Origin of the sequence: Limosilactobacillus mucosae, from assembly GCF_046939755.1 — a bacterium.
GTDB classification, from domain to species: domain Bacteria; phylum Bacillota; class Bacilli; order Lactobacillales; family Lactobacillaceae; genus Limosilactobacillus; species Limosilactobacillus mucosae_A.
This window is the reverse complement of sequence record NZ_JBKZAY010000001.1, coordinates 167291-188184: the sequence shown is the minus strand read 5'-3', so window position 1 is coordinate 188184 and position 20894 is coordinate 167291. Positions and strand designations below refer to the sequence as shown.

Here is a 20894-nt window from a genome sequence, read left to right as displayed (position 1 = left end):
TTTTTTTAAATTAAAGCAACGATTTTGCGGTCATTTAAAAGGTTAAAGCCTTATTTTAATTTAGTTTTTTGAAAATGTGTTGACTTTGAATCTAAAAATGTTAAATTCTTAGTCATAAATTAAAAGATTAAAAAAAGATGAGAAAGAAAGGTCGTGCGTAATTATGACGCGAAAAGTTGGTGTTATTGGTTCAGGGAATGTTGGTTCAACGCTGGCTAACAATATGCTGATAGCTGGGACGGCGGATACGCTGGTATTGATTGATACCAACGAACTAAAGCTGAATTCGGATGCAACCGATTTTGAAGACGCGGCGGCCAACCTGCCAACTCATACCACGGTGGTGCGCAACGACTATCAAGCCTTGGCTGATGCCGATGTCGTCGTAATCGCGGTCGGCAGCATTGGTGTGCAAAATGATGATGCTAAGCATGACCGTTTTGTTGAATTGAAGGTTACCAGTAAGGCTGCTAAAGAAGTCGGCACTAAATTGAAAGAAGTCGGGTTCCATGGCGTCCTGGTCTCAATCAGTAATCCTTGTGACGTAGTTGCAGCACTGTTCCAAAAGTACACTGGTCTGCCAAAGACCCAGGTATTTGGCACGGGGACGCTGCTGGATACTTCACGAATGAAGAAAGTCGTTGGTCAAAAGTTTGACGTTGATCCACGTTCAGTATCCGGCTACAACCTGGGTGAACATGGTAATTCACAATTCTCCGCCTGGTCACAGGTTCGGGTTATGGGTCATCCAGTAACCGAACTGGCTAAGAATCGTGACGACGTTGACCTGGATCAGCTGGCTGAAGAAGTTCGGGCTGGTGGATACACGGTCTTCCATGGTAAGAAGCACACCAACTTTGGGATTGCGGCCGCGGCTCTGCGTCTGGTTACGGCTGTCTTAAATGATGCGCACGCTGAACTGCCAGTCTCCAACTTCCGCGAAGAATACGGCACTTATGTTGGCTACCCTGCCATCATTGGCCAGCAAGGACTGGTTCGTCAGCTGCAGCTTGATCTGACCGATGAAGAAAAGGAAAAGCTGGCCGCTTCTGCTAAATACATCAAAGACCGTTTTGAAGATGTATCCGCAAAGCTGGACAATGAATAGAGCGATAAAAGCGAATAAAAAAGGATGCGTCAGGTTTTGGCGCATCCTTTTTGGTTTTAAAAATAAATAGTTGCTGATTAATCGGCGCTGACGTATTTTGCCATGTCCTGACCGCTGCTTTCATAGGCGTTGTTGCCATTGAGGGCTCGGAAAATGGCGCGTTCAACGGCAGTATTGCTAGTGGTGCTGGCAATCGCAAATGGTCGATCGTTGCGCTTGGCATGGTGCGTGGTCAGCTGACTGATGCGATGATGGATACGGTCGATGCAGACGACAACCAGATCGGCATCTTTAACAGCCCGCTTGATCTTGCTGCTGGAGACGTTTTCTTCCATTGAGGCATCCAGACTGTAGAAGACGCCATGGTGCTTGGCAACAACGGCTTTAAGATCCTGAACGCGGTCCCGAGCCCCCGTTACCACTAAGACCCGCTTTTGATTTAAGTCGTAGTCAAGCTTGTCGCTGTATTCGTGGCGCGTCTTTTTAACCTTTTTTGGCTGCTGCAGCTTACGAGGCGCTTTGGTCGTATCAAATTCTTGCTCGCTGTGGATCCAGCGAATCTCACCGGCCTTAGCGTCACGCATGCCATTGCCATGATCATAGTAGGCAAAGTCGATGATCATGCCAGGCTTGAGATTGCGGCTAGCATATTTATAAGGATCGATCACGATGGTATTGGCATGTGACTCGTCCAGGATCGAATTACCCTTGAGCGTTTTTTTGATCTGCAGGACGTCTGAGCCGGCAACTGGTTCCAAAGTGGCGTATTCAATGACTTTGGTTGGGGTGGTGCTGATTGCCAGATGATCGTTAGTAACGCGGTTGATGGCGGGGAGTTTGCCATGAATCAAGCGTTGGCGGTCCAGCTGCACAATATCGCCATCACTGATTGGAAACGGCAGCTTGTGTAGAATGCTTTCCGAATAGAAACGGTGATTGATTTCCGCGCCGCTTAGCAGTCGGTGGACTGGATAACAGTTGTCGCGGGCGAGTAGTTCAACTTCAGACAGTTCAGGTGCCGTTGCTGTCTCAATTGGCGCTTCGTTTTTAGCGTTAACGGGGACGTCTCTTAAATAAGCCTGGTTGGCAGCTGCTTTAGCCGTTGACCGCTCTGGCTGCTTATTAATTCGCGGCTTTTCAGACTTTTCTGGAGACTTTGACGTCGGGGTCGCGGTCTGATTGATCAGCTGGCCTAATGAGATCTTTGGGGTAGTGACGTTACGCCGAATCTGATAGCCTGACTTAGCAGACTGTTTTTCATTGGACGTCGGCTTTTTAACCGGCTGCAGCTGGTTAAGCAGGTCGACGATGATCGTAAGACTGCGCTGAGTCTGCAGCAGGCTCTCCGGATCACCGGTGGTATGGTTTAAAAGTTCGATTAATTCATGACGATAATCATAGACCATAACAAAATTCCTCTTTTCTAAAGATTGACTGCTTCCATCTTAGCAAAGCCAAGCGGACATGTCAGTTGACAAGCCTGGACTTATTTGGATTTATGGCTAAGCAATGGCTGTCAAATTCAGCTAAAGGGATGCTGAAATCAAAAAGCGGTTCGGTTTTGTTGGCGAAGCGCTTATTTGACTGCTGAATCGGTTATAATAAAGACAAAATCATAAAGGAAGTTAGTTATGGCTAAGCGCAATATTAAAATTTTTTCGCATAACGATCTGGACGGCTTTGGGGCGCCAGTATTGGTCAAGACGGTCCAAGACGTTATGTTTCCCGATGCCGAGTTTGATCTGACCAGTATCGGCGCCGGCAGAATCGACAGTGAGCTGGACTACTGGTTCAAAAGTCCCGCAACTGCCACGACAACGGATGTCTGGATTATGGATATGACGCCAGACAGTGAGCATACGATGCAGGAGCTCAATCAGCAGTTTGCCAATCACTGGTTGGTTTTTGACCACCATGAAACTGAAGCGGCATTGCGGCAAAAGTTTGCGGCCAATACGATCAAGCCAGCTGATGCCAAAATCAATCCCAGCGCAACCAGTTTGGTATGGGATTGGCTTAAAACGTTGCCGAGCTTTGAAAAGTTAAGCCAAGAGCGCCAGCAGCAGTTAGCGGAACTGGTGGAACTGATTCGTGCCTATGATACGTGGGATTGGCAAAATGATCCTGACATTAGCGAAGAAGAGCGCCAAGCAGCCGATGACTTTAATCAGTTGTTTTGGTTTTATCCACTTGAGTATTCCGAAAAATTTGTTCAAAGCGTTTTTGACAAGGGCTGGACGTCGTATCGGCAAGACAATGACCTGTTGATTCAAACCTTAAATGATCGACGTGCTAAGTACTTGAAGTCGCACTTAAAAGACGTGGTTGAGGTAACGGCAGATGGTCATCAATTTGGAATCGTCTATGCCAGCGACTATAAATCGGAAATCGCGCATGAATTACTGACACAGCAGCCAGCTTTAGATGCCGCGCTGGTAATTAGTCCTAAGAGTGTTTCTTTACGCAGCAATGGCAAAATTGACGTGGCAAAATTTGCGGAAACCTATTATCAAGGTGGTGGCCATGCTGATGCAGCTGGTGGACGATTGGACATCAATCCGATTCGCTTGGGTGAGCAGGCGGTTGCTGATGAGCTTGAGCAGATGACAAGCGTCAAAAAAGAAGAAAAAGCAGAAACCGAAAGCACACTGGCAGATAATCTCGATCCAGACATGGCAGCAAAGCTAGCAGCCTTATTCGGCAAAAAGGAAGACTAAAAAAATCGGGTTCGTCAATTGGCGAATCCGATTTTATTTTGGCAATTCTGCTACGCTGCCGCGCTCGACCAGCTTGAATGGCACCAGTTCGGAAGGAGCGTTACCAAGCAGGTCTAAGACGCTGTTAACGCCGATTTGATAAAAGTCCTGGGTAACACTGGTCAGCTGCGGATCTGTAATCTCGCAAAGAAAAGTACCATCAATGCTTACGATAGAAAGATCTTGCGGAATCTTGATCCCCATTTGCGCGGCTTGACGCATGATTCCCATTGCGACCAGGTCACTGGCAGCCACTACCGCGCTCAGTTTAAGGTCTGGCCATTGCTGCATGATGGTCTGGCCGGACTCGTAGCTGTAGTCACCATATCGAATCCAATCCTGTTCAATTGGCAGATGGTGTTCATACATGGCTTTTTGATAGCCGGCGCGACGTTGGAGACCAGTATGTGAATGATCAATGCCAAAAAGACCAATGCGACGGTGGCCTTTTTTAATTAAGTATTCAACGCTTTGAACCGCCAATTCAGTATTATCAGAACTGATAAACTGCAGAGGCAATTCATACGAGTAGTTTGAGACCAGCCTGACTGGCAGCTGTGAGTCCTGCAGCAGTTTAAGACTTTGCGGATCAATTACGCTGCCGATTAGCAGAATACCAGCGCGCGGACCAGCTGTAGCATCTTTAATTGCTTGATGGAGCAGTTGGGGACTATGGTTGCCGGCATAAAAGATAATAATATGACGATCATGGGCCAAGGCGGTCTGTTGCATGCCATCCAGGATTCCAGTCGAAAAATTGGTTGGCGGATTGCTGACGATTACGGCAATCTTGTCACTGGAGCGCGTTGCCAGTTCAGCCGCCGCGCTATTTTTCTGATAGCCCAGCTTGGCAGCGGCATCCCAGACGCGTTGAGCAGTCTGAGGAGTATAGGTATTGGCTTTTTTGGCCATCACTCGTGAAACCGTCGCAATTGAAACCCCAGCTTGACGAGCAACGTCTTTAATAGTGGGTTTATTGGCGACCATTTTAATCAGCCTTCTTTCATAGCATGATTTATATATACATTATATCATGCAAGTACTTTCTGTAAACGCTTACTTTAATAGCTGAGAATGGGTAGGCGGACCTAGCAAAAAATAATATTGATACGTTGTTTGAGCGAAATTAACAAATAATCAGTGAAATTAACAAAAATTACTATTGATTAATCGTTTATGTGTTTCATACTTTAAATTAAGTGGAATCTCAATCAATTCATAGAAAGCGGCTAGTTAATAGTCGCTTTTTTATGTTAAAACAGCTGATTTAAAAATGTTCCAAATCGCCTAATTAACTAAAAAACAACAAAAATAACATAAAACTTGATTGAATAAGTGAATCTCTTTCATTAATATGAAAATGTAACATAATTCCTCGAGGGAGGGACATTTTTATGACAATTAATGCTTTGGGAATTTATGAAAAAGCTCTGCCTCAAGATCTGTCTTGGGAAGAAAAGTTTAATCTGACCCACGAGTTGGGCTTTAACTTTTTAGAATTCTCAATTGATGAGAGTGATGAGCGATTGGCACGGCTGGATTGGACGGCTGCGCAGCGAGAAGAATTTCGCAATGCAATGTGGAAAACGCACAGTCGAATCAACACATTGATGCTTTCAGGGCATCGTCGCTATCCGCTAGGTTCAAAGGATCCGGCAGTTCGCAAGCGGTCGCTCGAAATGATGCAAAAAGCGATTGATCTTGCCGTGGACCTCGGAATTCATAATATTCAAATGGCCGGGTATGATGTTTTTTATGAAAATAAAACAATGCTTTCACGTGAACTATATATTGAAAATCTTGCTCAATGCGTTCACATGGCGGCTGAAAAGATGGTTATGCTCTCAATTGAAACGATGGATGATCCCTTTATCAATTCTTTGACCAAAATCGAGCACTGTAAAACACAGGTGCACAGTCCCTGGCTACAGGCCTATCCGGATCTCGGCAATCTAAGTGCCTGGCCTGAAAATGACGTTCCTTCGCAGCTGGAAAACTACATTGATAATATCGCGGCAGTCCATTTAAAGGATACGCGTGCGGTTACGCCAAACTATAAAGGACAATTTAAAAACGTGCCGTTTGGTGAAGGCTGCGTTGATTTTGAAGGCTTGTTAAGAACCCTGGTACGGCTTCAATACAACGGTAGCTACACGATTGAGATGTGGACCGGCGATAATCAAGATGCGGATCCGATTTCAGAGATTAAAGCTGCTAAAGCTTACTTTGATGCTTTGTTTAATAAAGTAGGAATTCAACAAGAAGAAGTAATTAAATAAAAAGTGAGGATATCTAACATGCTCGAAGAATTAAAACAGGAAGTCTATGAAGCCAACATGCAGCTGCCTAAGCTGGGACTGGTTTCGTTTACGTGGGGCAACGTTTCGGGGATCGATCGTGAAAAGGGCCTGTACGTTATCAAGCCATCCGGAGTGCCATACGATGAACTGAAGCCGGAAGATATGGTCGTCGTCAACTTAAAAGGCGAGGTCGTAGAAGGGGACATGAACCCATCTTCTGACACGCCGACGCACACTTATCTGTACAATCATTTTCCAAAGATTGGTGGAATCGTCCACACGCATTCACCATGGGCTGTTTCGTTTGCAGCAGCTAATATGGATGTTCCAGCCTTAAACACGACACACGCGGACACTTTCTATACCGATGTGCCAGCTGCTGATGCCCTGACTAAAGAAGAAATCGAAGAAGACTATGAGGGCAACACGGGCAAGACGATCGTGCGGACGTTTGAAGAACGCGGCTTGGACTATGAAGCAACGCCGGCCGCATTGGTTTCGCAACACGGCCCATTTGCCTGGGGCCCAACGCCAGACAAGGCCGTCTACAATGCCAAGGTGCTGGAAGTGGTAGCTGAAGAAGACTATCACGCCATGCAATTGACGCGTCAAAATCTGGAACTGCCACAGTACCTATTAGACAAGCACTACTACCGTAAGCATGGTGCCAATGCCTACTACGGTCAAAACAATGCGCATTCTAAGGACCATGCCAAGCGTGAATAATAATACTTTATAACTAAAAATGTATTTTAAATTAATATAAATTTACTAAAATATCGAAAATATATTTAAAATTAGTGCTATTATAAAAAAGATGAAACCCCTTTCTAGGATTTCATCTTTTTTTGCTAGGGTTGTTATAACTGGGGAACTTGAATAACTTGAATTCCTTCTTGACGAATAGCCGAAATAAGCTCTCCAGAAGCAAACGTGTCGGTAATCAACACATCGATATCTTTAATATTCCCAATGGTAAAGTTGGAAAAACTGTTGAATTTACTGTAGTTGGCAACCAGAATCAATCTTCGAGAATTTTTAATGATGGTTTTGTTGATGGCAGCTTCTCTAAGATATGGCGTCGAGATACCATGTTCTAGACTAAGCCCGGCGCAGCCAATAATTCCCCAGTCAGATCTCATACTGGAAAATGATTGTTTTGCGATATCGCCACTCATAATTAAATGATCATTAACGATATCGCCACCACTCATTAGCAAAGTAGCTTTGTCGTTTTCTGAAATGTAATCAGCAGCATGAAGATTGTTAGTCATAATATAGATCTTTTTTTGCAACAGCTTGGGCAATGACTTCAAAGCTGTTGAACTTGAATTCATAAACACGATCTCACCATCTTTAACAAATTTGGCGGCCTCGCTTCCGAGACTAGCATTGATTCGTTCAAGTGAGCTTTGGTTATCTTTTGATTTAGGCTCGATATACGTGATAATGCCCTTCTTTTGATTTATTTGTCCCCGAAGAGAAAGGGTGGAGCAGTCACGACGAATGGTCATCTCTGAGACATTTAATGCTTGGCTGAGTTCACTAATCGACATTTCTTTTTTTTCGCAAAGAAAAGAGAGGATTTTTTCTTGCCGTTCTTGAATATTTTTGGTTGAATTTTTCATTTTTATCAGCATCCTATGATATAAAATCGTATCTTAACGTGATTATAACATATAAAGTGTTTCTATTATGGCTTATTTTTGCTAAAAAGGAAGTTGTTGTTTGAATATATGCGATTTTTATCTAATATAAAAGAAAAATAACATAAAAAATAAGAAATTAACTTATAACATGATTGTAAACGCTTTATATGAGTTTTAGGATAAAAGAGTAAAGAAATTATAACTTTAGCTTTTCCAAGGAGGAATTTAATTATGGCTTCAGTAAAGAACGTTAATGATGTAACTCCAGAAGCATTCGCTAAAGATAACTTCCCTGAATGGGGATCCTACCTTAACGAAACGATTGCCGACAAACAAGTGCCAGAAGGATCATTTGCAACTTGGTGGTTAGGATGCATGGGTTTCTGGCTTAAGACGCATGAAGGCACGAATATTGTCGTAGATATGTGGAATGGTACTGGCAAGCATACTCATGGCGATGGCAAGATGCGTAAAGGCCATCAAATGATGCGGATGGCCGGTGTTGAAGCACAGCAGCCAAACTTACGTAACCGTCCTTACGTAATCGATCCATTTTCTGTTAAGGATGTCGATGCACTTTGCGTAACGCACACGCACCACGACCACCTGGATATCTACACGGCAGCCTGTGTCAACAAGAATTGTCCAAACGCTAAATTTATCGGACCACAAGGCGTGGTTGATGAATGGCTGAGCTGGGGCATTCCTGAAGAAAAGACCATTGTAGTTAAACCTGGTGATGAGGTTAAGGTTGGGGCTGTGACGATCAAAGCATTGGAATCATTTGACCGAACTGAACTTGTTACAGAAGACGATCCTAACGTTAAGTTGGCAGGTACGATGCCTAAAGATATGAGCAAAATCGCCGTTAACTACCTGTTTGAAACTTCTGGTGGCAACCTGTATGATGCTGGTGATTCTCACTTCTCCAACACTTTTGTAAAGCATGGTAACGAAAACAAGATTGACGTTGCCTTTTGTGCTTATGGTGAAAATCCTCGCGGTATTACTGATAAGCTGGATGACTCTCAAGTACTGCGGATGGCTGAAGATCTTAACACTAAAGTCGTAATTCCAATGCACTGGGATATCTGGTCAAACTTCTTTACGGATCCTAAAGACATCATTGCACTTTGGGATCGCAAGAAGTACCGTCTGCAATACAAGTTCAAGCCATATATTCTTCAGGTCGGTGGTGAGTTCAACTATCCACAAGACAAGGACAAGTTTGAATACATGTACGACCGTGGCTTCCATGATGCGTTCAAGAACAGTCCAGATCTGCCATTCCCAGAACTGCTCTAAATTCATTTTAGCTAAAGAGTGGATGAATGACTTCAAAATCTAGTAGAAGAATTAATTAGCCCATTGTAAGGGTGGGTTGAGGAGGAATAAAAATGCTTCGTTATTTTTTGGAAAATGGGTTGATTAACATCACTGATAAGCATCCCCAAAACTGGGAAGAAGCGATTCGTATCAGTGGTGAGATCATGAAGAAGAATAACTTGGTAACGGATGAATATATTGACCAAGTGATTGCAGACGTTAAGAAGTATGGTCCATACATTGTAATCGTACCTGGCGTTGCAATGCCACACTCTTCAGCAGAAAACAGTGGCGTCTTAGGAACGGGAATTGGTTTTACGATCATGCCGAATACCGTTTCGTTTGAAGAAGGCAACCCCGAAAAAGATGCTCGCCTGTTCTTTATGCTGGCGGCCAAGGACCATGATACCCATGTTAAAAATATTTCCAAATTGGCAGACATGCTGATGGAAGATGGAATGGTGGAAGACTTAAAGAAAGTCAAGAACATGGATGATTACCATGAAGTCATGGCAAAGCACAACATGTGAGGTGAGCAGGTATGGATGCTGTATTAAAGTTCCTGATGGCGATTTGGACTTACTTCGCCCAAAATATCCTCCAACAGCCAGCGTTTATGATCGGTCTGATCGTCCTGGTTGGTTATCTTTTGGAAAAGAAGAAGTGGTATGAAGTTATTTCCGGCTTTTTGAAGGCCACGGTCGGATACTTCATCTTGGTAGCGGGTTCTAATGGTTTGGTTCAATCATTTCGACCAATCATTGTTGGCTTAAAAGATCGTTTTCACCTTCACGCAATGGTTATCGACCCTTACTTCGGTCAAAACGCCGTAACCGTTGGGATCATGAAACGATTCGGTCGCTCTTTTGCCGACACGATGCTCCTATTGTTGTTTGCCTACATTATTAATATCTTGCTGGTTCGTTTCCAAAAATATACGAAGTTGCGTTCGGTTTTTACAACTGGTAATGTCCAAGTGCAACAAGCTGCGACGGCATTCTGGTTGTTCCTCTTCTGTTTCCCTCACATGGGGCGGCTGCCGATCCTGATTGTAATGAGTATCGTTCTGGGGCTGTACTGGGCAGTTGGTTCGAACTTGACTGTTGGGATTACCCAAGAATTAACGGATGGTGCTGACTTTGCAATTGCTCACCAACAAATGTTTGGGATTTTCTTCTTTGCAAAATTATCTGAATGGCTGTCCAAACGAGCAGCTAAGAAGGGTAAAAAAGTTGAAGCAAAGCGTTTGGAAGACATCGAACTCCCTGGATTCCTCTCGATGTTCAACGACAATATGGTTTCAACTTCAATTTTGATGCTTTTCTTCTTTGGAATTATCTTGGTGGTTTTAGGACCAACCTACTTGATTCACGCAGGATTTATGGAAAAAGGGCAAAGTTTCTTCTTCTACATTCTGCAGACTTCACTGATGTTTGCTGTTTATCTTGCTATTCTGCAGCTTGGGGTTCGGACTTTCGTTAACGAATTAACGGAATCATTTACCGGGATTTCAGACCGTTGGCTGCCAGGTTCGGTTCCAGGTATCGACGTAGCTGCTGTACTTGGTTTTGGTTCACCAAATGCTGCTACTATTGGTTTTATGTTTGGTGCGCTTGGACAATTCTTAATGATTGGATTGCTGCTGATTATGCATTCGCCAACGATCGTGGTAGCTGGATTCATACCTCTGTTCTTTGACAACGCTGCAATCGGGGTCTACTGCAACAACCGTGGCGGGTACAAGTATGCGATGATCTGTCCATTTATTAGTGGACTGATTCAAGTTGCCGGTTCAGCTTTTATTGCAACCTGGGTCGGAATGGCTTCTTACGGTGGATACCTTGGTATGTTCGACTGGGCAACGGTATGGCCATTCTTTACAGTAATTATGAAGTACCTTGGCTACGTAGGTATTGCGGTGGTTGCTTTGATCTTGATCATCATTCCTCAGCTTCAATATCGTGCAGACCCAGAAGGATACTTCTTGGTTACGAAGGACTATGAAGCATGGAAGAAGCTACATGGTAAGAGCGATGCTGAATAATTAAAAATAATAATACTAAAGATTAGCTGAATGATTACAAGCTTGACTGCTTGAGGAGGAAAATTATGAAAGTTTTGACTGCGTGTGCAAATGGTTCTGGTACTAGTTTGATGCTGATGCGTACTGCTAAGAAAACATTGGAGAAGATGGGGTTTAACATTACTCAGTGCGACCACACCTCTGTTTCTGAGGCAAAGGGAACTGCTCGCAACTACGATGTTGTATTCACGTCTTTGCCGTTTGTAAAGATGTTTAAGGATGTTACAGATCGTGGTGGCGAGGTCATTGGAATCAAAAATGTTATGTCACAACAAGAGGTCGAAGAAAAGGTCAAGGCTTCTGATCTGGAAAAGAAGTTCCTTAACAAGTAATCAACGGTTAAAAGGAGTCTTAAGATATGTCAATGCCAAAATTGCAAGTAGCATTAGATACTGATGATTTGCCAACTGCTATCAATGTAGCGCGTCAAGTTGTGGATGTTGTAGATGTTGTAGAAGCAGGTACGTTGCTGATTTATCAAGAAGGGATGAAAGCAGTTAAGTCACTTCGAGCTCTTGCCCCTGACAAGATTCTGCTCGCGGACTGTAAGACAGCAGATGCGGGCGGGCATGTCGGTCATGTCTGCAAAGAAGCTGGTGCAGACTGGATGACCTGTATCTGTGCCGCAACGACGCCAACGATGGCTAATGCACAAAAAGAAATTGAAGTTCAAGTTGAGCTGTATGGAAACTGGACTGAAGAACAGGCTCAAGAGTGGTTGGACAATGGTATTCATCAAGTTGTCTATCATCAAAGTCGTGATGCCAAGTTTGCCGGTCAAACCTGGGGTGAACATGATCTGAATGAAGTCAAGAAATTGATTGATATGGGCTTTAAGGTTTCCGTAACTGGTGGTGTTAAGCCAGATGTCTTGAAGCTTTTCAATGGAGTTGACGTATACACTTTCATCGCGGGTCGTGCGATTACTCAAGCCAAGGATCCACACGCAGCGGCACAAGAATTTAAAGACGAGATCAACTGCATCTGGAGCTAATTACATCTAAACACTTCTTGGGCTGACATTGCCCAGGTTCACTCTCTTTTGCATGAAAAGCGATGGATGGCACACGAGATGTGTAAATCCATCGCTTTTTACTATCTAGAAATTGATTGAATGGAGAAATCGATATGTTATGTACTGTTAAAGGAATTGCCGCCAGTGACGGTATTGGAATTGCTAAAGCATACACGCTTGCGGAACCTGATTTAAGTTTTGAAAAAAAGGAGATTGACAATCCGGCTGCAGAATATCAGCGGATTGAGGATGCTTTTGATCAGTCAATCTCGGAATTGGCTGCCATCAAGCAGAACGCCAAGAACCGTTTGAGCGATGAAGAACTGGAAGTCTTTGACGCGCACATCGCCATTCTGTCCGACCCAGAAATGAAGAGTCAGATCAAAGATGAAATTGAAAGTCAGCACGTTTCCGCCGAAGAAGCCATGACGGACGTGACGACCAATTTTGCCAACGTCCTGGCCGCTATGACTGACAACAAGTACATGCAGGAACGGGCCGCTGACGTTAAAGACGTTGCCAAGCGGGCCCTGAGTCATCTGCTGGGCAAGCAGCTGCCAGACATTGCCTCTATCAGCGAACCGGTCGTAATCATTGCCAAGGAGATTACGCCATCCGATACCTCGCAGATGGATGCCAAGTTCGTCAAGGGATTGGCAACCGATCTGGGCGGCCGGACCAGTCACGCGGCCATCATGGCGCGGACATTGCGGATTCCGGCTGTGGTTGGTGCCGAAGACGTCACGAGCGCGATCAAGAGTGGTGATATGGTCATCGTGGATGGCCTGCATGGCGACATCATCGTTAATCCAAGCCAGGCTGAGATCGATGAGTACCAAAAGAAGGCCACGGCATTTGAAAAAGAGCGTGCCGAATGGGCCAAATTAGTGGACGCCCCATCCGTTTCAAAAGACGGCAAGCACTTTGAGATCGCGGCCAACATTGGGACTCCCGATGACGTGGCGGATGCCGTTAAGCAGGGTGCCGATGGAGTCGGTCTGTTTAGGTCCGAGTTCCTGTATATGAGCAGTGATCATCTCCCAACCGAAGACGAACAGTTTGAAGCCTACAAAAAAGCAGTCGTGGGCATGCAAGGCAAGCCGGTTGTCGTGCGGACGCTGGACATTGGGGGCGACAAGCCGCTGAACTACCTGCCGCTGCCTGAAGAGATGAACCCATTCTTGGGCTATCGGGCCATTCGAATCTGCCTGCACCGGCCTGACATCTTCAAGACGCAGTTACGCGCCTTGATTCGGGCCTCAGAATTTGGTCCGGTTGAGATCATGTTCCCAATGATTGCGACCCTAGCCGAACTGCGCCAGGCCAAGGCAATCTATCAGGAATGCAAGGATGAGCTGCAAAAGGATCACCCTGGCCTGGGCGACAATGTTAAGATCGGGATGATGATTGAAGTGCCATTAGCGGCTTTGTATGCCGATCAATTGGCTAAGGAAGTCGACTTCTTCAGTATCGGGACCAACGATCTGATTCAGTACTGCTTTGCGGCTGACCGAGGCAACGACGCGGTATCCTATCTGTATCAGCCACTTAATCCGGCCTTTTTGCGGCTGATCAAGCACGTGATTGACGCCGCTCACGCCAACAACACCAAGGCGGCGATGTGTGGCGAAATGGCTGGTGATCAGCTGGCTATGCCATTATTGCTGGGCATGGGACTGGATGAGTATTCCATGAGTGCCAGCTCGATTCTGCGGACGCGGAGCATGATGAAGAATCTGGACACCAAGGAATGTGCCAAGTGGGCCAACGACGCCATCAATCTGTGCTACACGGCTGATGAAGTGGAAAAGATGGTTAAGACGCGCCTTGGAATGAATTGATCATCGTTAAGTTAAATTGAAAATATATCACTAAAATCATTAGGCAGCCAGTCTTTTGCAAGTTGATGCAGAGTCTGGCTGCCTTTGGTATTGATAGAAGCGATTCCTAGATATCTGAAAGAAAAAGCACTGTTTTGGCTTGTGTCGAAAACAGTGCAGTTATCATGATTATATATTTAACAGATCAGCAGGCTGGTGAAGCAAAAAGTCACCGTCCATAATCTTTTCAGGAGTGGCGGCACCATATAATGCTGCGGCAAACTTAACTCCAGCGGCATGCGCGGCTTTTTCATCATTGACTGTGTCACCAACGTAGACGGCGGTTTCTGGGTCGCCGTGCATTTGGCTTAAAGCAGCTAAAACAGGATCTGGATCTGGTTTATGGCGATCGGTATCATTTGAGGTGATAACAATGTCAAACAAGTTGGCAAAAGTAAATAGATTGGCAAAATGATTGTCATACTCGTCACGCAATTTGGAAGTGGCAATTGCTATCTGAGTGTCGGGACGTTGGGATAGTTCCAGAAGCGTTTCTGGAATTCCTTCAAACACTTTAACGCGATCTTCTCTTTGATAAGCCAGTTTGAACCATTCCTGCTGCATTTGGCGACGCATTTTTTCATCGGCGACGCCAGCAATCTTTAAAGCATCCAAACCGGTAATGCCAAATAAATCATGCTTTTTCTGTTCTACCTCGGCAGGATCTGTATGAAAGCCGTACTTCTCTAAAATTTCAATCATTGCCGGCATATACATGTCAATCGTATTGATCAGGGTACCATCAATGTCGAAAATGTAGTTTTTAATCATAAAAAATAAAATCCTCCTGTATGTGGACCATACCTCAACGCCTTAATTGTACCGCAAATCTCTTTATGAAAATATTGAAAAATGCGCTACCTGGCTTTGCCAAGGTAACGCGAGAGAAGCTCTATTATAAAAGTTCTATTAGTTAACGCCAACGATGCCGAAACCGCCGTCCCAGCCGATTTTTTCACTGGCTGCCAGAGTCAGCTGCAAAAAGCCAAGTGATTCCAGCTCACGAGCCCGCTTGAGCTTACCAGCATCCAATACCCGCAAAGCACTGTCTGCTAAGGCTGCCTTAAAGGTTTCCTTGGCATCTTCATCGTCGCCAGCGACCAAAACCGTTGTTGGCAGATCACCAATTTTGCCGCTTTGAAGCGTAGCTGCGAAAGTAGTGTTGAAAGCCTTCAGTACCGTACTTGCCGGCAGCAGTTTCTGCAGTTGTTGCGCTGCTGAGCTGTCAGCTGGCACTACCAGTTCGTCAAAAGTTTCAAAATTCAATGGGTTAGTGATGTCAACAACGATTTTACCAGCCAGCTTGGTTTGGTACTGCTTGGCAAGTGCTACCAATGCTGGATATGGAACGGCCATAATTACGATGTCGCCGAGGCGTTCAGCAGTGTCTTTTGAGCCATAGTATTGAACGTCATTGCCAGCATCGGCAAAGTTTTTACCGATTGCTTGTCCCATGTTACCTTTACCAAAAATTGTGATTTCCATTTTTTTGTCCTCCTGGTTCTAAAAGCTGTTTTCTTATATCATTGTAGATTATAATAAGACTAAATCTTACTTTTAGTAAGTACCAACTTTTAAGTTCGCTACGCACCAATTGGTAGGAATTGTGAAATCCTTTAAATAAAGGAGGAATTAAATTTGACGAAAAAATTAGCTCAAGATGGCAGCTGTCCAGTCGCGACCACTCTTTCACTGTTGAATAGTCAGTGGAAGATTCTGATTATGCGAGAACTACTGATGCATTCAAGCGAAAGATATAGTGAGCTGCAGCGCAACGTTGTTGGTATCAGTCAAAAGATGCTAACACAAAGTCTTCATGAGATGACGGCTGATGGAATCGTACAAAGGCAGGTCTTTCCCGAAGTACCGCCACACGTTGAATACAGCTTGACCAGTCTTAGACAAAGCATGGATCCGATCTTAAAAGCAATTCATAGTTGGGGCAATCAGTATCTGGCCAGTCATCCCGAAAAAAACAAGACGAATAAACAGCCGGAAAATGATTTTGCGCAAAAACGACCATAGTCAAAAAACGCTCTGCTTAAATCTTTAGGCAGAGCATTTTGATTATTTATTGAAAGTGTCAGATTCGACTTCACGAATAAAGTCAGCCAAGTGCTTGTAGTAGACGTCAGGGTTGTCAATCATATGGTGATGACCCCCATTTGGCGTGGTAACCAGTTTGGCATTTGGAATTTCTTTTTCCATAGTCTTGGCAGTATCCAAAGGCATGGTTTCGTGTTCCCCGAACGTCAGCAAGGTTGGTACCTTGATGTTCTTTAATTGGTCGCGGAAGTGCCAGTCTTTGAGCTTGCCGGTAATCACAAACTCGTTATCACCCTGGAAGACGTTGTAGACAGCTGTACCGCCAAGATCCTTGACGTGGTAAAGCTTGGATGGCTGCTTGCGGTCGACGAAGTTTTCGTTAAGGACCTGCACGTCGGCTTGGTAGCGATCGTTGTCATAGTCGTTGTTCTTTTCGCATTCCTTCATGAAGGCAACTTCTTCAGCGGGCAAGACGTCTTCGCGAACCTTGTTGACATGGGCAACATATTCGTCGATTTCGTCAACCATTGAGGAGATGATGGCGCCCTTCAAGTGTTGACCGTATTTAACGGCATATTCTTGAACCAGCAGTCCGCCCCAGCTTTGGCCAATCAAGTAGAAATTATCAATCCCTAGCTTTTGCCGTACTTCTTCGACTTCATCCAAAAAGTACTCATAAGTCAGGTATTTGTCGGCAATCTTAGGATCAGAATAGTCTGGCTGATCAGAATACAAAGAGCCTAATTGGTCATACATGTGAACTTGAACGTTAAGTCCCTGCTTCTTTAATTGATCGGCAGCATCTTCCCAGTATTCATGATTGCCGCCAGGGCCACCATGCAGCGCCAGCAGATGAATGTCACCTTCACCTTGCGTGTTGGTCCATAAATGATAACCGTTATCAAGGGTTAAAATCGTTGTACCTTGTTTCAAAATCGTCAACTCCCATTCTCTCAGATATAAACGCTAAATTAATAGTTTAAAGACTATTTTACGTTTTTTATTAGATAACGTAAACCAAAAACACTGCCACTTTGGCAAATGTGACAGAAAATCTATCATAATTTTTCAAAATCAGGCAAAAACAGTGCCGAATTTTCAGTCATGATTTGATAATTGATTTTTTCGTTGCCACGCAGCGTCATTTCATAGTCGGTACCGCAGATCACCAGCCGCAATTGATGCCCCCTTAGCAGTCGATGGAAAACGGGCTGCAGCGATAAAGTGAGATCCACGAATTCATTCGGGTAGAGTGGCTCAGTGACGGCGGAATCGTGGGGATTTTGCAGATTAATATGGCCATAAGCGATTACCTTATAAGGTGTTGACTCATTTTGCAGCTTGAATTCGCGCAGATCATCATATTTCCAGTGATAGCCCAGCGAAAGCCCATTACGGCTCAATAAGACGGGATTCTCAGCCAGACGCTTGGCCGATCCCTGGTCGATCAAAAAGACAGAGAGCAGGCCATGATCATTGTCACAAGCCGCTCTTAGTCTTACGGTTGGCGTGCCGCGCAACAGATAGTCATCAGTCAACGGCGCGGTCAGATAGCTGAGACTGAAGCGATTCTTCTCGCTTAGCAGAGCCTTTTTCCAATGAGCGGGATGAGCGCACCAATCCTGGTAGATCTCTGTCTGCCATTGATAATCGGTAAAGTCGCGAGTTGGCGTTACCAATGGCTCTTTTTCACTCAGCTTTTGGTGAGCATTGAGATAGAATTTGGCACTGTGATCTTCATCCCAATTTTGATAGGCCGTCCAGGTTTCTGGTGTGGCATTGTCTTGAACCAATACGGCCGGCAGCAGATCATCGGCATGATTGTCGATTTTCCAAAGCTTGTTGGAAAGCCAGAGATTCACCATGTCGGTAAAGTCCAGCGAGCGAAAGGCATTGATATAGATGTGCTGGCCTTGATGCAGGATCAGCTTGCTGTTGGCTGCATTTTTCTTCAAATCGTCATAAAGAGCTTTGACGTTGCTTGGCTTAACGTTGTCGTCATTGAGCCCATGGACCATCATAACGCTGGCTTTGATTTGATCGATCCGTTTGCGATAATTGCGGCGATCCCAAAAATCATTGTAATTACCGGTTTTTCGATCCATTGCCAGATTCATCTGGGCCAGATAGCGGTTATTGATTTTCTCAACCCGCCGATAGTCGCCAGGTCGCTTGGTACGGCTAAAGCATTCAGCTGCCAGCGTATCGGCATCCTCGCCTTGAAAACCACCCGCAGCTCTGACCAGACCATTTTCACGATAATAGTCATACCAACTGGAAATGGCGGCCTCACTGATAATGGCTTTGAGTCCCTTCACGCCAGTCGTTGCAACGGCAGTCGAAAGCGTTCCTAAGTAGGAGCGGCCTGTCATGGCTACATTGCCATTGCACCAATCGGCTTTGACAGCCAATCCGCTGGTACGATCGGAAAAAGCCGTGCGATCGCCATGCAGCCATTCAACCACGGCCTGCATTGATTCAACCTGTTCAGGCGAGCCACATGTCTGCAGACCATCAGAATCTCTGGTCCCAATTCCGGCACAATAGACGGAAGCAAAGCCGCGGGGCGCCAGATAGTCGTTTAACGTGTAGGCCGGCGTCTGACTAAAGGTTTCAGTAGCTTTTGAAGATCCTTTAATCGGTTGATGATGCGGATGATTATTAAAAGATGGTTCAACAGGGGATGCTTGGCCTGGTTCTTTATGGCTCAAAGTTTGATTAACGTTATGGGTTGCTTTTACGCCCCATTCATCATTGGTTCCCTGATTATAGGGGCTGGCGGTAAAGACGGCAGGCACCTTCAAGCCTTGATTAGATTCAGCGGGTCGCATGATTTCAACTTTTACCAAATCGGCTTGATCATCGAAATCAGTATCAACGTCGGTTTCAATATAGACAACCTCATAGATGAACTCGTGCGGATCAAAAACGGCGAGCGCTTTGCCGTTAAAAAAGAGCGGCTTTTGGTCAGCGGGCAGCGCTTGAGCCCATTTCAGCAAGCCCTGAGCCGTGAGTGCATCCAAGAGTGTCTGGCCATTTTTGGTATGCGTATTTAAAAGATCATAAAAAGCAGCAATCACGTCTGCGGTAGTCCATTGTTCAAAATGATGATGTAAAAGCTGCATTTGATCCATCCCAGCTAATGGATCAGTAATCGCAAAATCAATTGCTGGCTCAAATTCTAACAGCTGCAGGCCGACAAGATAGAAAACCTGGTCATTGAGTGGCTGAGCGCTTGCCAGCCAGTCATCCAAATTCAGCTCAGGCGTTGCCAAAATGTCTTGGCGCCAACGCTTTAATGCCGGTTCAGAAATGCAGCTGCAGTTGATTCTGTCTAGCAGCGTCTGCCACATTTGGTTGGGCTTAAGCGTGCTGCTCTCGTTATCTTTTAGAAGCTGGATAGTCTGGAGCTCATGGCATTGCTGTTCAAAAGGCAGACTCATCATGGCAAATTGATTGTTTTTCATTGGCAGAACCTCCCCAAATTACGCTAAGCGCTGATGCTTATTAATTAGTGAATATTTTATAACATTCTCACGTTTTCTGGGATGTGGCTCAGCAATTATTTGACACTAGCTGAATAATCGCTAACTTGGATGGTCGGAATTTTGCAAGTATGTCAGATCGACATGGTAATGATGACGGCCAGAAATACCACGGATTCCCAACGCCGATGTAATTTTTTAAATTATATTTGATTGGGATTAATTTCGTAATTTATGTGCAGAAGTTCATTAACGATAGTTGCAAACGCTTGGTTTTTATTTTTGCAAGTTAAAAAAACAAGGAAATACATGACATCGACAAAGACAATTATTTGTGACATTTTATACAAATTAATTGATCAAGCGCTTTCTTTAGTGATAAGATGAACCTATCACATATTTGGTTTGTATTTTGGAGGTAATGATATGTCTGAAGAAAAGCGTGTTGCTGTCGTTACTGGTGGAGACCGTGGGATTGGCCGCGGCATTACAGACCAGCTGCTTAAGGATGGCTATTATGTCGTAATCGCCAACCGCAATGAAGAAGCCGGTAAGAAAGCTGTTGAAGAATTGAACGCTCAAGGGTACGAAGGCAAAGTCGTATCCGTAGCCGGTGACGCATCCAAAAAAGAGAGTCACGAACGTTTCGTTAAGGCTGCCGTTGACAACTTTGGCCGTTTGGACACGTACGTAAACAATGCCGGAATTGCCCAGATCAAGCTGCTCAAGGATGAAACCGAGGCTGACATGGACGAGATTTTCCACATCAACGTCTACTCAGTACTGTTTGGGATGCAGGCAGCCGCTGCTCAATTCCGCAAGCAGGACGATGGCGACAAGATCCGCAAGATCATCAATGCCTCCAGTATTGCCGGCCACATTGCCTTTGACATGCTTGGCGCCTACTCCGCATCCAAGTTTGCCATTCGGGGCTTGACGCAGGCTGCCGCCAAGGAACTTGGTCGTGAGCACATTACGGTCAACGCCTACTGCCCAGGCATCGTTGGCACTGACATGTGGGACTACATCGATGAAAAGATGGTTGAAGCATGGGGCGGCAACAAGGGCGACTACCTTAAGAAGTACTCTGGCTCCATCACGCTGGGCCGGGTTGAAACGCCGGCTGACGTGGCCAACTATGTATCCTGGCTGGCATCGACCAAGTCCGACTACATGACTGGTCAAGCCGTTCAAATCGATGGCGGGATTCAATTTATCTAATTCCAGCCTTTTTAAACTGAATATT

Annotated in this window: 19 protein-coding genes; 12 read left to right on the top strand and 7 right to left on the bottom strand. The window is 45.0% G+C overall.

Features of this window, described 5'->3' with window-relative positions; all coding sequences use genetic code 11:
• Positions 1 to 163 precede the first annotated feature (163 nt).
• A complete protein-coding gene (locus ACLUWI_RS00945; RefSeq protein ID WP_412145769.1) occupies positions 164 to 1108 on the top strand; it encodes an L-lactate dehydrogenase in 945 nt (314 codons plus the stop codon).
• 77 nt (positions 1109 to 1185) lie between these two features.
• Here the strand turns inward: ACLUWI_RS00945 and ACLUWI_RS00940 are convergent, their stop codons facing one another.
• Positions 1186 to 2514 (bottom strand): DUF2325 domain-containing protein, encoded by a 1329-nt coding sequence (locus tag ACLUWI_RS00940; RefSeq protein ID WP_412145768.1) that lies wholly within the window; start codon positions 2512 to 2514, stop codon positions 1186 to 1188.
• Positions 2515 to 2739: 225 nt separating this feature from the next.
• Between ACLUWI_RS00940 and ACLUWI_RS00935 the strand changes: the two genes are divergently transcribed.
• Positions 2740 to 3825: a phosphoesterase gene (locus ACLUWI_RS00935; RefSeq protein WP_412145767.1), complete on the top strand. Its 1086-nt coding sequence runs from the start codon at positions 2740 to 2742 to the stop codon at positions 3823 to 3825.
• Between the two features lie 33 nt (positions 3826 to 3858).
• Here the strand turns inward: ACLUWI_RS00935 and ACLUWI_RS00930 are convergent, their stop codons facing one another.
• A complete protein-coding gene (locus ACLUWI_RS00930; RefSeq protein WP_412145766.1) occupies positions 3859 to 4851 on the bottom strand; it encodes a LacI family DNA-binding transcriptional regulator in 993 nt (330 codons plus the stop codon).
• A 413-nt stretch (positions 4852 to 5264) separates the two neighbouring features.
• Here ACLUWI_RS00930 and ACLUWI_RS00925 point away from each other — a divergent pair, with 413 nt between their 5' ends.
• Complete coding sequence (locus ACLUWI_RS00925) at positions 5265 to 6143, top strand: L-ribulose-5-phosphate 3-epimerase (RefSeq protein ID WP_412145778.1); 879 nt, start codon at positions 5265 to 5267, stop codon at positions 6141 to 6143.
• 18 nt (positions 6144 to 6161) lie between these two features.
• A complete protein-coding gene (locus ACLUWI_RS00920) occupies positions 6162 to 6890 on the top strand; it encodes an L-ribulose-5-phosphate 4-epimerase (RefSeq protein ID WP_412145765.1) in 729 nt (242 codons plus the stop codon).
• A 134-nt stretch (positions 6891 to 7024) separates the two neighbouring features.
• On the opposite strand, the gene ACLUWI_RS00915 is transcribed toward ACLUWI_RS00920, so the two are convergent.
• A complete protein-coding gene (locus ACLUWI_RS00915; RefSeq protein ID WP_412135439.1) occupies positions 7025 to 7792 on the bottom strand; it encodes a DeoR/GlpR family DNA-binding transcription regulator in 768 nt (255 codons plus the stop codon).
• Between the two features lie 252 nt (positions 7793 to 8044).
• Between ACLUWI_RS00915 and ulaG the strand changes: the two genes are divergently transcribed.
• The 6 genes from ulaG to ptsP all read left to right on the top strand — a co-directional run bounded on the left by ulaG (position 8045) and on the right by ptsP (position 14078).
• Positions 8045 to 9118: an L-ascorbate 6-phosphate lactonase gene (ulaG, locus tag ACLUWI_RS00910; protein WP_412145764.1), complete on the top strand. Its 1074-nt coding sequence runs from the start codon at positions 8045 to 8047 to the stop codon at positions 9116 to 9118.
• 92 nt (positions 9119 to 9210) lie between these two features.
• On the top strand, positions 9211 to 9669 hold the full coding sequence (locus ACLUWI_RS00905; protein WP_034540600.1) for a PTS sugar transporter subunit IIA: 459 nt from the start codon (positions 9211 to 9213) through the stop codon (positions 9667 to 9669).
• A gap of 11 nt (positions 9670 to 9680) precedes the next feature.
• Positions 9681 to 11183 carry a PTS ascorbate transporter subunit IIC gene (locus ACLUWI_RS00900; protein ID WP_412145763.1) on the top strand — a complete coding sequence of 501 codons (1503 nt, stop codon included), beginning with the start codon at positions 9681 to 9683 and terminating at the stop codon, positions 11181 to 11183.
• Positions 11184 to 11248: 65 nt separating this feature from the next.
• Complete coding sequence (locus tag ACLUWI_RS00895) at positions 11249 to 11554, top strand: PTS sugar transporter subunit IIB (RefSeq protein WP_034540603.1); 306 nt, start codon at positions 11249 to 11251, stop codon at positions 11552 to 11554.
• A 26-nt stretch (positions 11555 to 11580) separates the two neighbouring features.
• The gene (locus ACLUWI_RS00890) at positions 11581 to 12216 is read left to right on the top strand and encodes a 3-keto-L-gulonate-6-phosphate decarboxylase UlaD (protein ID WP_034540605.1); all 636 of its coding nucleotides are present in this window, start codon (positions 11581 to 11583) and stop codon (positions 12214 to 12216) included.
• A gap of 134 nt (positions 12217 to 12350) precedes the next feature.
• Positions 12351 to 14078 (top strand): phosphoenolpyruvate--protein phosphotransferase, encoded by a 1728-nt coding sequence (gene ptsP, locus ACLUWI_RS00885; protein WP_412145762.1) that lies wholly within the window; start codon positions 12351 to 12353, stop codon positions 14076 to 14078.
• Positions 14079 to 14246: 168 nt separating this feature from the next.
• On the opposite strand, the gene ACLUWI_RS00880 is transcribed toward ptsP, so the two are convergent.
• The gene (locus tag ACLUWI_RS00880; RefSeq protein ID WP_412145761.1) at positions 14247 to 14888 is read right to left on the bottom strand and encodes an HAD family hydrolase; all 642 of its coding nucleotides are present in this window, start codon (positions 14886 to 14888) and stop codon (positions 14247 to 14249) included.
• 138 nt (positions 14889 to 15026) lie between these two features.
• A complete protein-coding gene (locus ACLUWI_RS00875; protein WP_412145760.1) occupies positions 15027 to 15602 on the bottom strand; it encodes an NADPH-dependent F420 reductase in 576 nt (191 codons plus the stop codon).
• A gap of 153 nt (positions 15603 to 15755) precedes the next feature.
• Between ACLUWI_RS00875 and ACLUWI_RS00870 the strand changes: the two genes are divergently transcribed.
• Positions 15756 to 16142, top strand: a complete 387-nt coding sequence (locus tag ACLUWI_RS00870; RefSeq protein WP_412145759.1) for a winged helix-turn-helix transcriptional regulator — start codon at positions 15756 to 15758, stop codon at positions 16140 to 16142.
• A 42-nt stretch (positions 16143 to 16184) separates the two neighbouring features.
• On the opposite strand, the gene ACLUWI_RS00865 is transcribed toward ACLUWI_RS00870, so the two are convergent.
• Complete coding sequence (locus ACLUWI_RS00865; protein ID WP_056967656.1) at positions 16185 to 17096, bottom strand: proline-specific peptidase family protein; 912 nt, start codon at positions 17094 to 17096, stop codon at positions 16185 to 16187.
• 125 nt (positions 17097 to 17221) lie between these two features.
• Entirely contained in the window at positions 17222 to 19630 is a 2409-nt protein-coding gene (locus ACLUWI_RS00860) for a Xaa-Pro dipeptidyl-peptidase (protein WP_412145758.1), read from the bottom strand.
• 444 nt (positions 19631 to 20074) lie between these two features.
• Between ACLUWI_RS00860 and ACLUWI_RS00855 the strand changes: the two genes are divergently transcribed.
• Positions 20075 to 20869 carry an acetoin reductase gene (locus ACLUWI_RS00855; protein ID WP_412145757.1) on the top strand — a complete coding sequence of 265 codons (795 nt, stop codon included), beginning with the start codon at positions 20075 to 20077 and terminating at the stop codon, positions 20867 to 20869.
• Positions 20870 to 20894: the final 25 nt, after the last annotated feature.

Coding starts and splice junctions, on each gene's coding strand:
- ACLUWI_RS00895 (WP_034540603.1), top strand. CDS start 11,249: ATGAAAGTTTTGACTGCGTGTGCAAATGGTTCTGGTACTAGTTTGATG.
- ACLUWI_RS00880 (WP_412145761.1), bottom strand. CDS start 14,888: ATGATTAAAAACTACATTTTCGACATTGATGGTACCCTGATCAATACG.
- ACLUWI_RS00930 (WP_412145766.1), bottom strand. CDS start 4,851: ATGGTCGCCAATAAACCCACTATTAAAGACGTTGCTCGTCAAGCTGGG.
- ACLUWI_RS00875 (WP_412145760.1), bottom strand. CDS start 15,602: ATGGAAATCACAATTTTTGGTAAAGGTAACATGGGACAAGCAATCGGT.
- ACLUWI_RS00945 (WP_412145769.1), top strand. CDS start 164: ATGACGCGAAAAGTTGGTGTTATTGGTTCAGGGAATGTTGGTTCAACG.
- ACLUWI_RS00905 (WP_034540600.1), top strand. CDS start 9,211: ATGCTTCGTTATTTTTTGGAAAATGGGTTGATTAACATCACTGATAAG.
- ACLUWI_RS00860 (WP_412145758.1), bottom strand. CDS start 19,630: ATGAAAAACAATCAATTTGCCATGATGAGTCTGCCTTTTGAACAGCAA.
- ACLUWI_RS00890 (WP_034540605.1), top strand. CDS start 11,581: ATGTCAATGCCAAAATTGCAAGTAGCATTAGATACTGATGATTTGCCA.
- ACLUWI_RS00940 (WP_412145768.1), bottom strand. CDS start 2,514: ATGGTCTATGATTATCGTCATGAATTAATCGAACTTTTAAACCATACC.
- ACLUWI_RS00900 (WP_412145763.1), top strand. CDS start 9,681: ATGGATGCTGTATTAAAGTTCCTGATGGCGATTTGGACTTACTTCGCC.
- ACLUWI_RS00915 (WP_412135439.1), bottom strand. CDS start 7,792: ATGAAAAATTCAACCAAAAATATTCAAGAACGGCAAGAAAAAATCCTC.
- ulaG (WP_412145764.1), top strand. CDS start 8,045: ATGGCTTCAGTAAAGAACGTTAATGATGTAACTCCAGAAGCATTCGCT.
- ACLUWI_RS00855 (WP_412145757.1), top strand. CDS start 20,075: ATGTCTGAAGAAAAGCGTGTTGCTGTCGTTACTGGTGGAGACCGTGGG.
- ptsP (WP_412145762.1), top strand. CDS start 12,351: ATGTTATGTACTGTTAAAGGAATTGCCGCCAGTGACGGTATTGGAATT.
- ACLUWI_RS00935 (WP_412145767.1), top strand. CDS start 2,740: ATGGCTAAGCGCAATATTAAAATTTTTTCGCATAACGATCTGGACGGC.
- ACLUWI_RS00920 (WP_412145765.1), top strand. CDS start 6,162: ATGCTCGAAGAATTAAAACAGGAAGTCTATGAAGCCAACATGCAGCTG.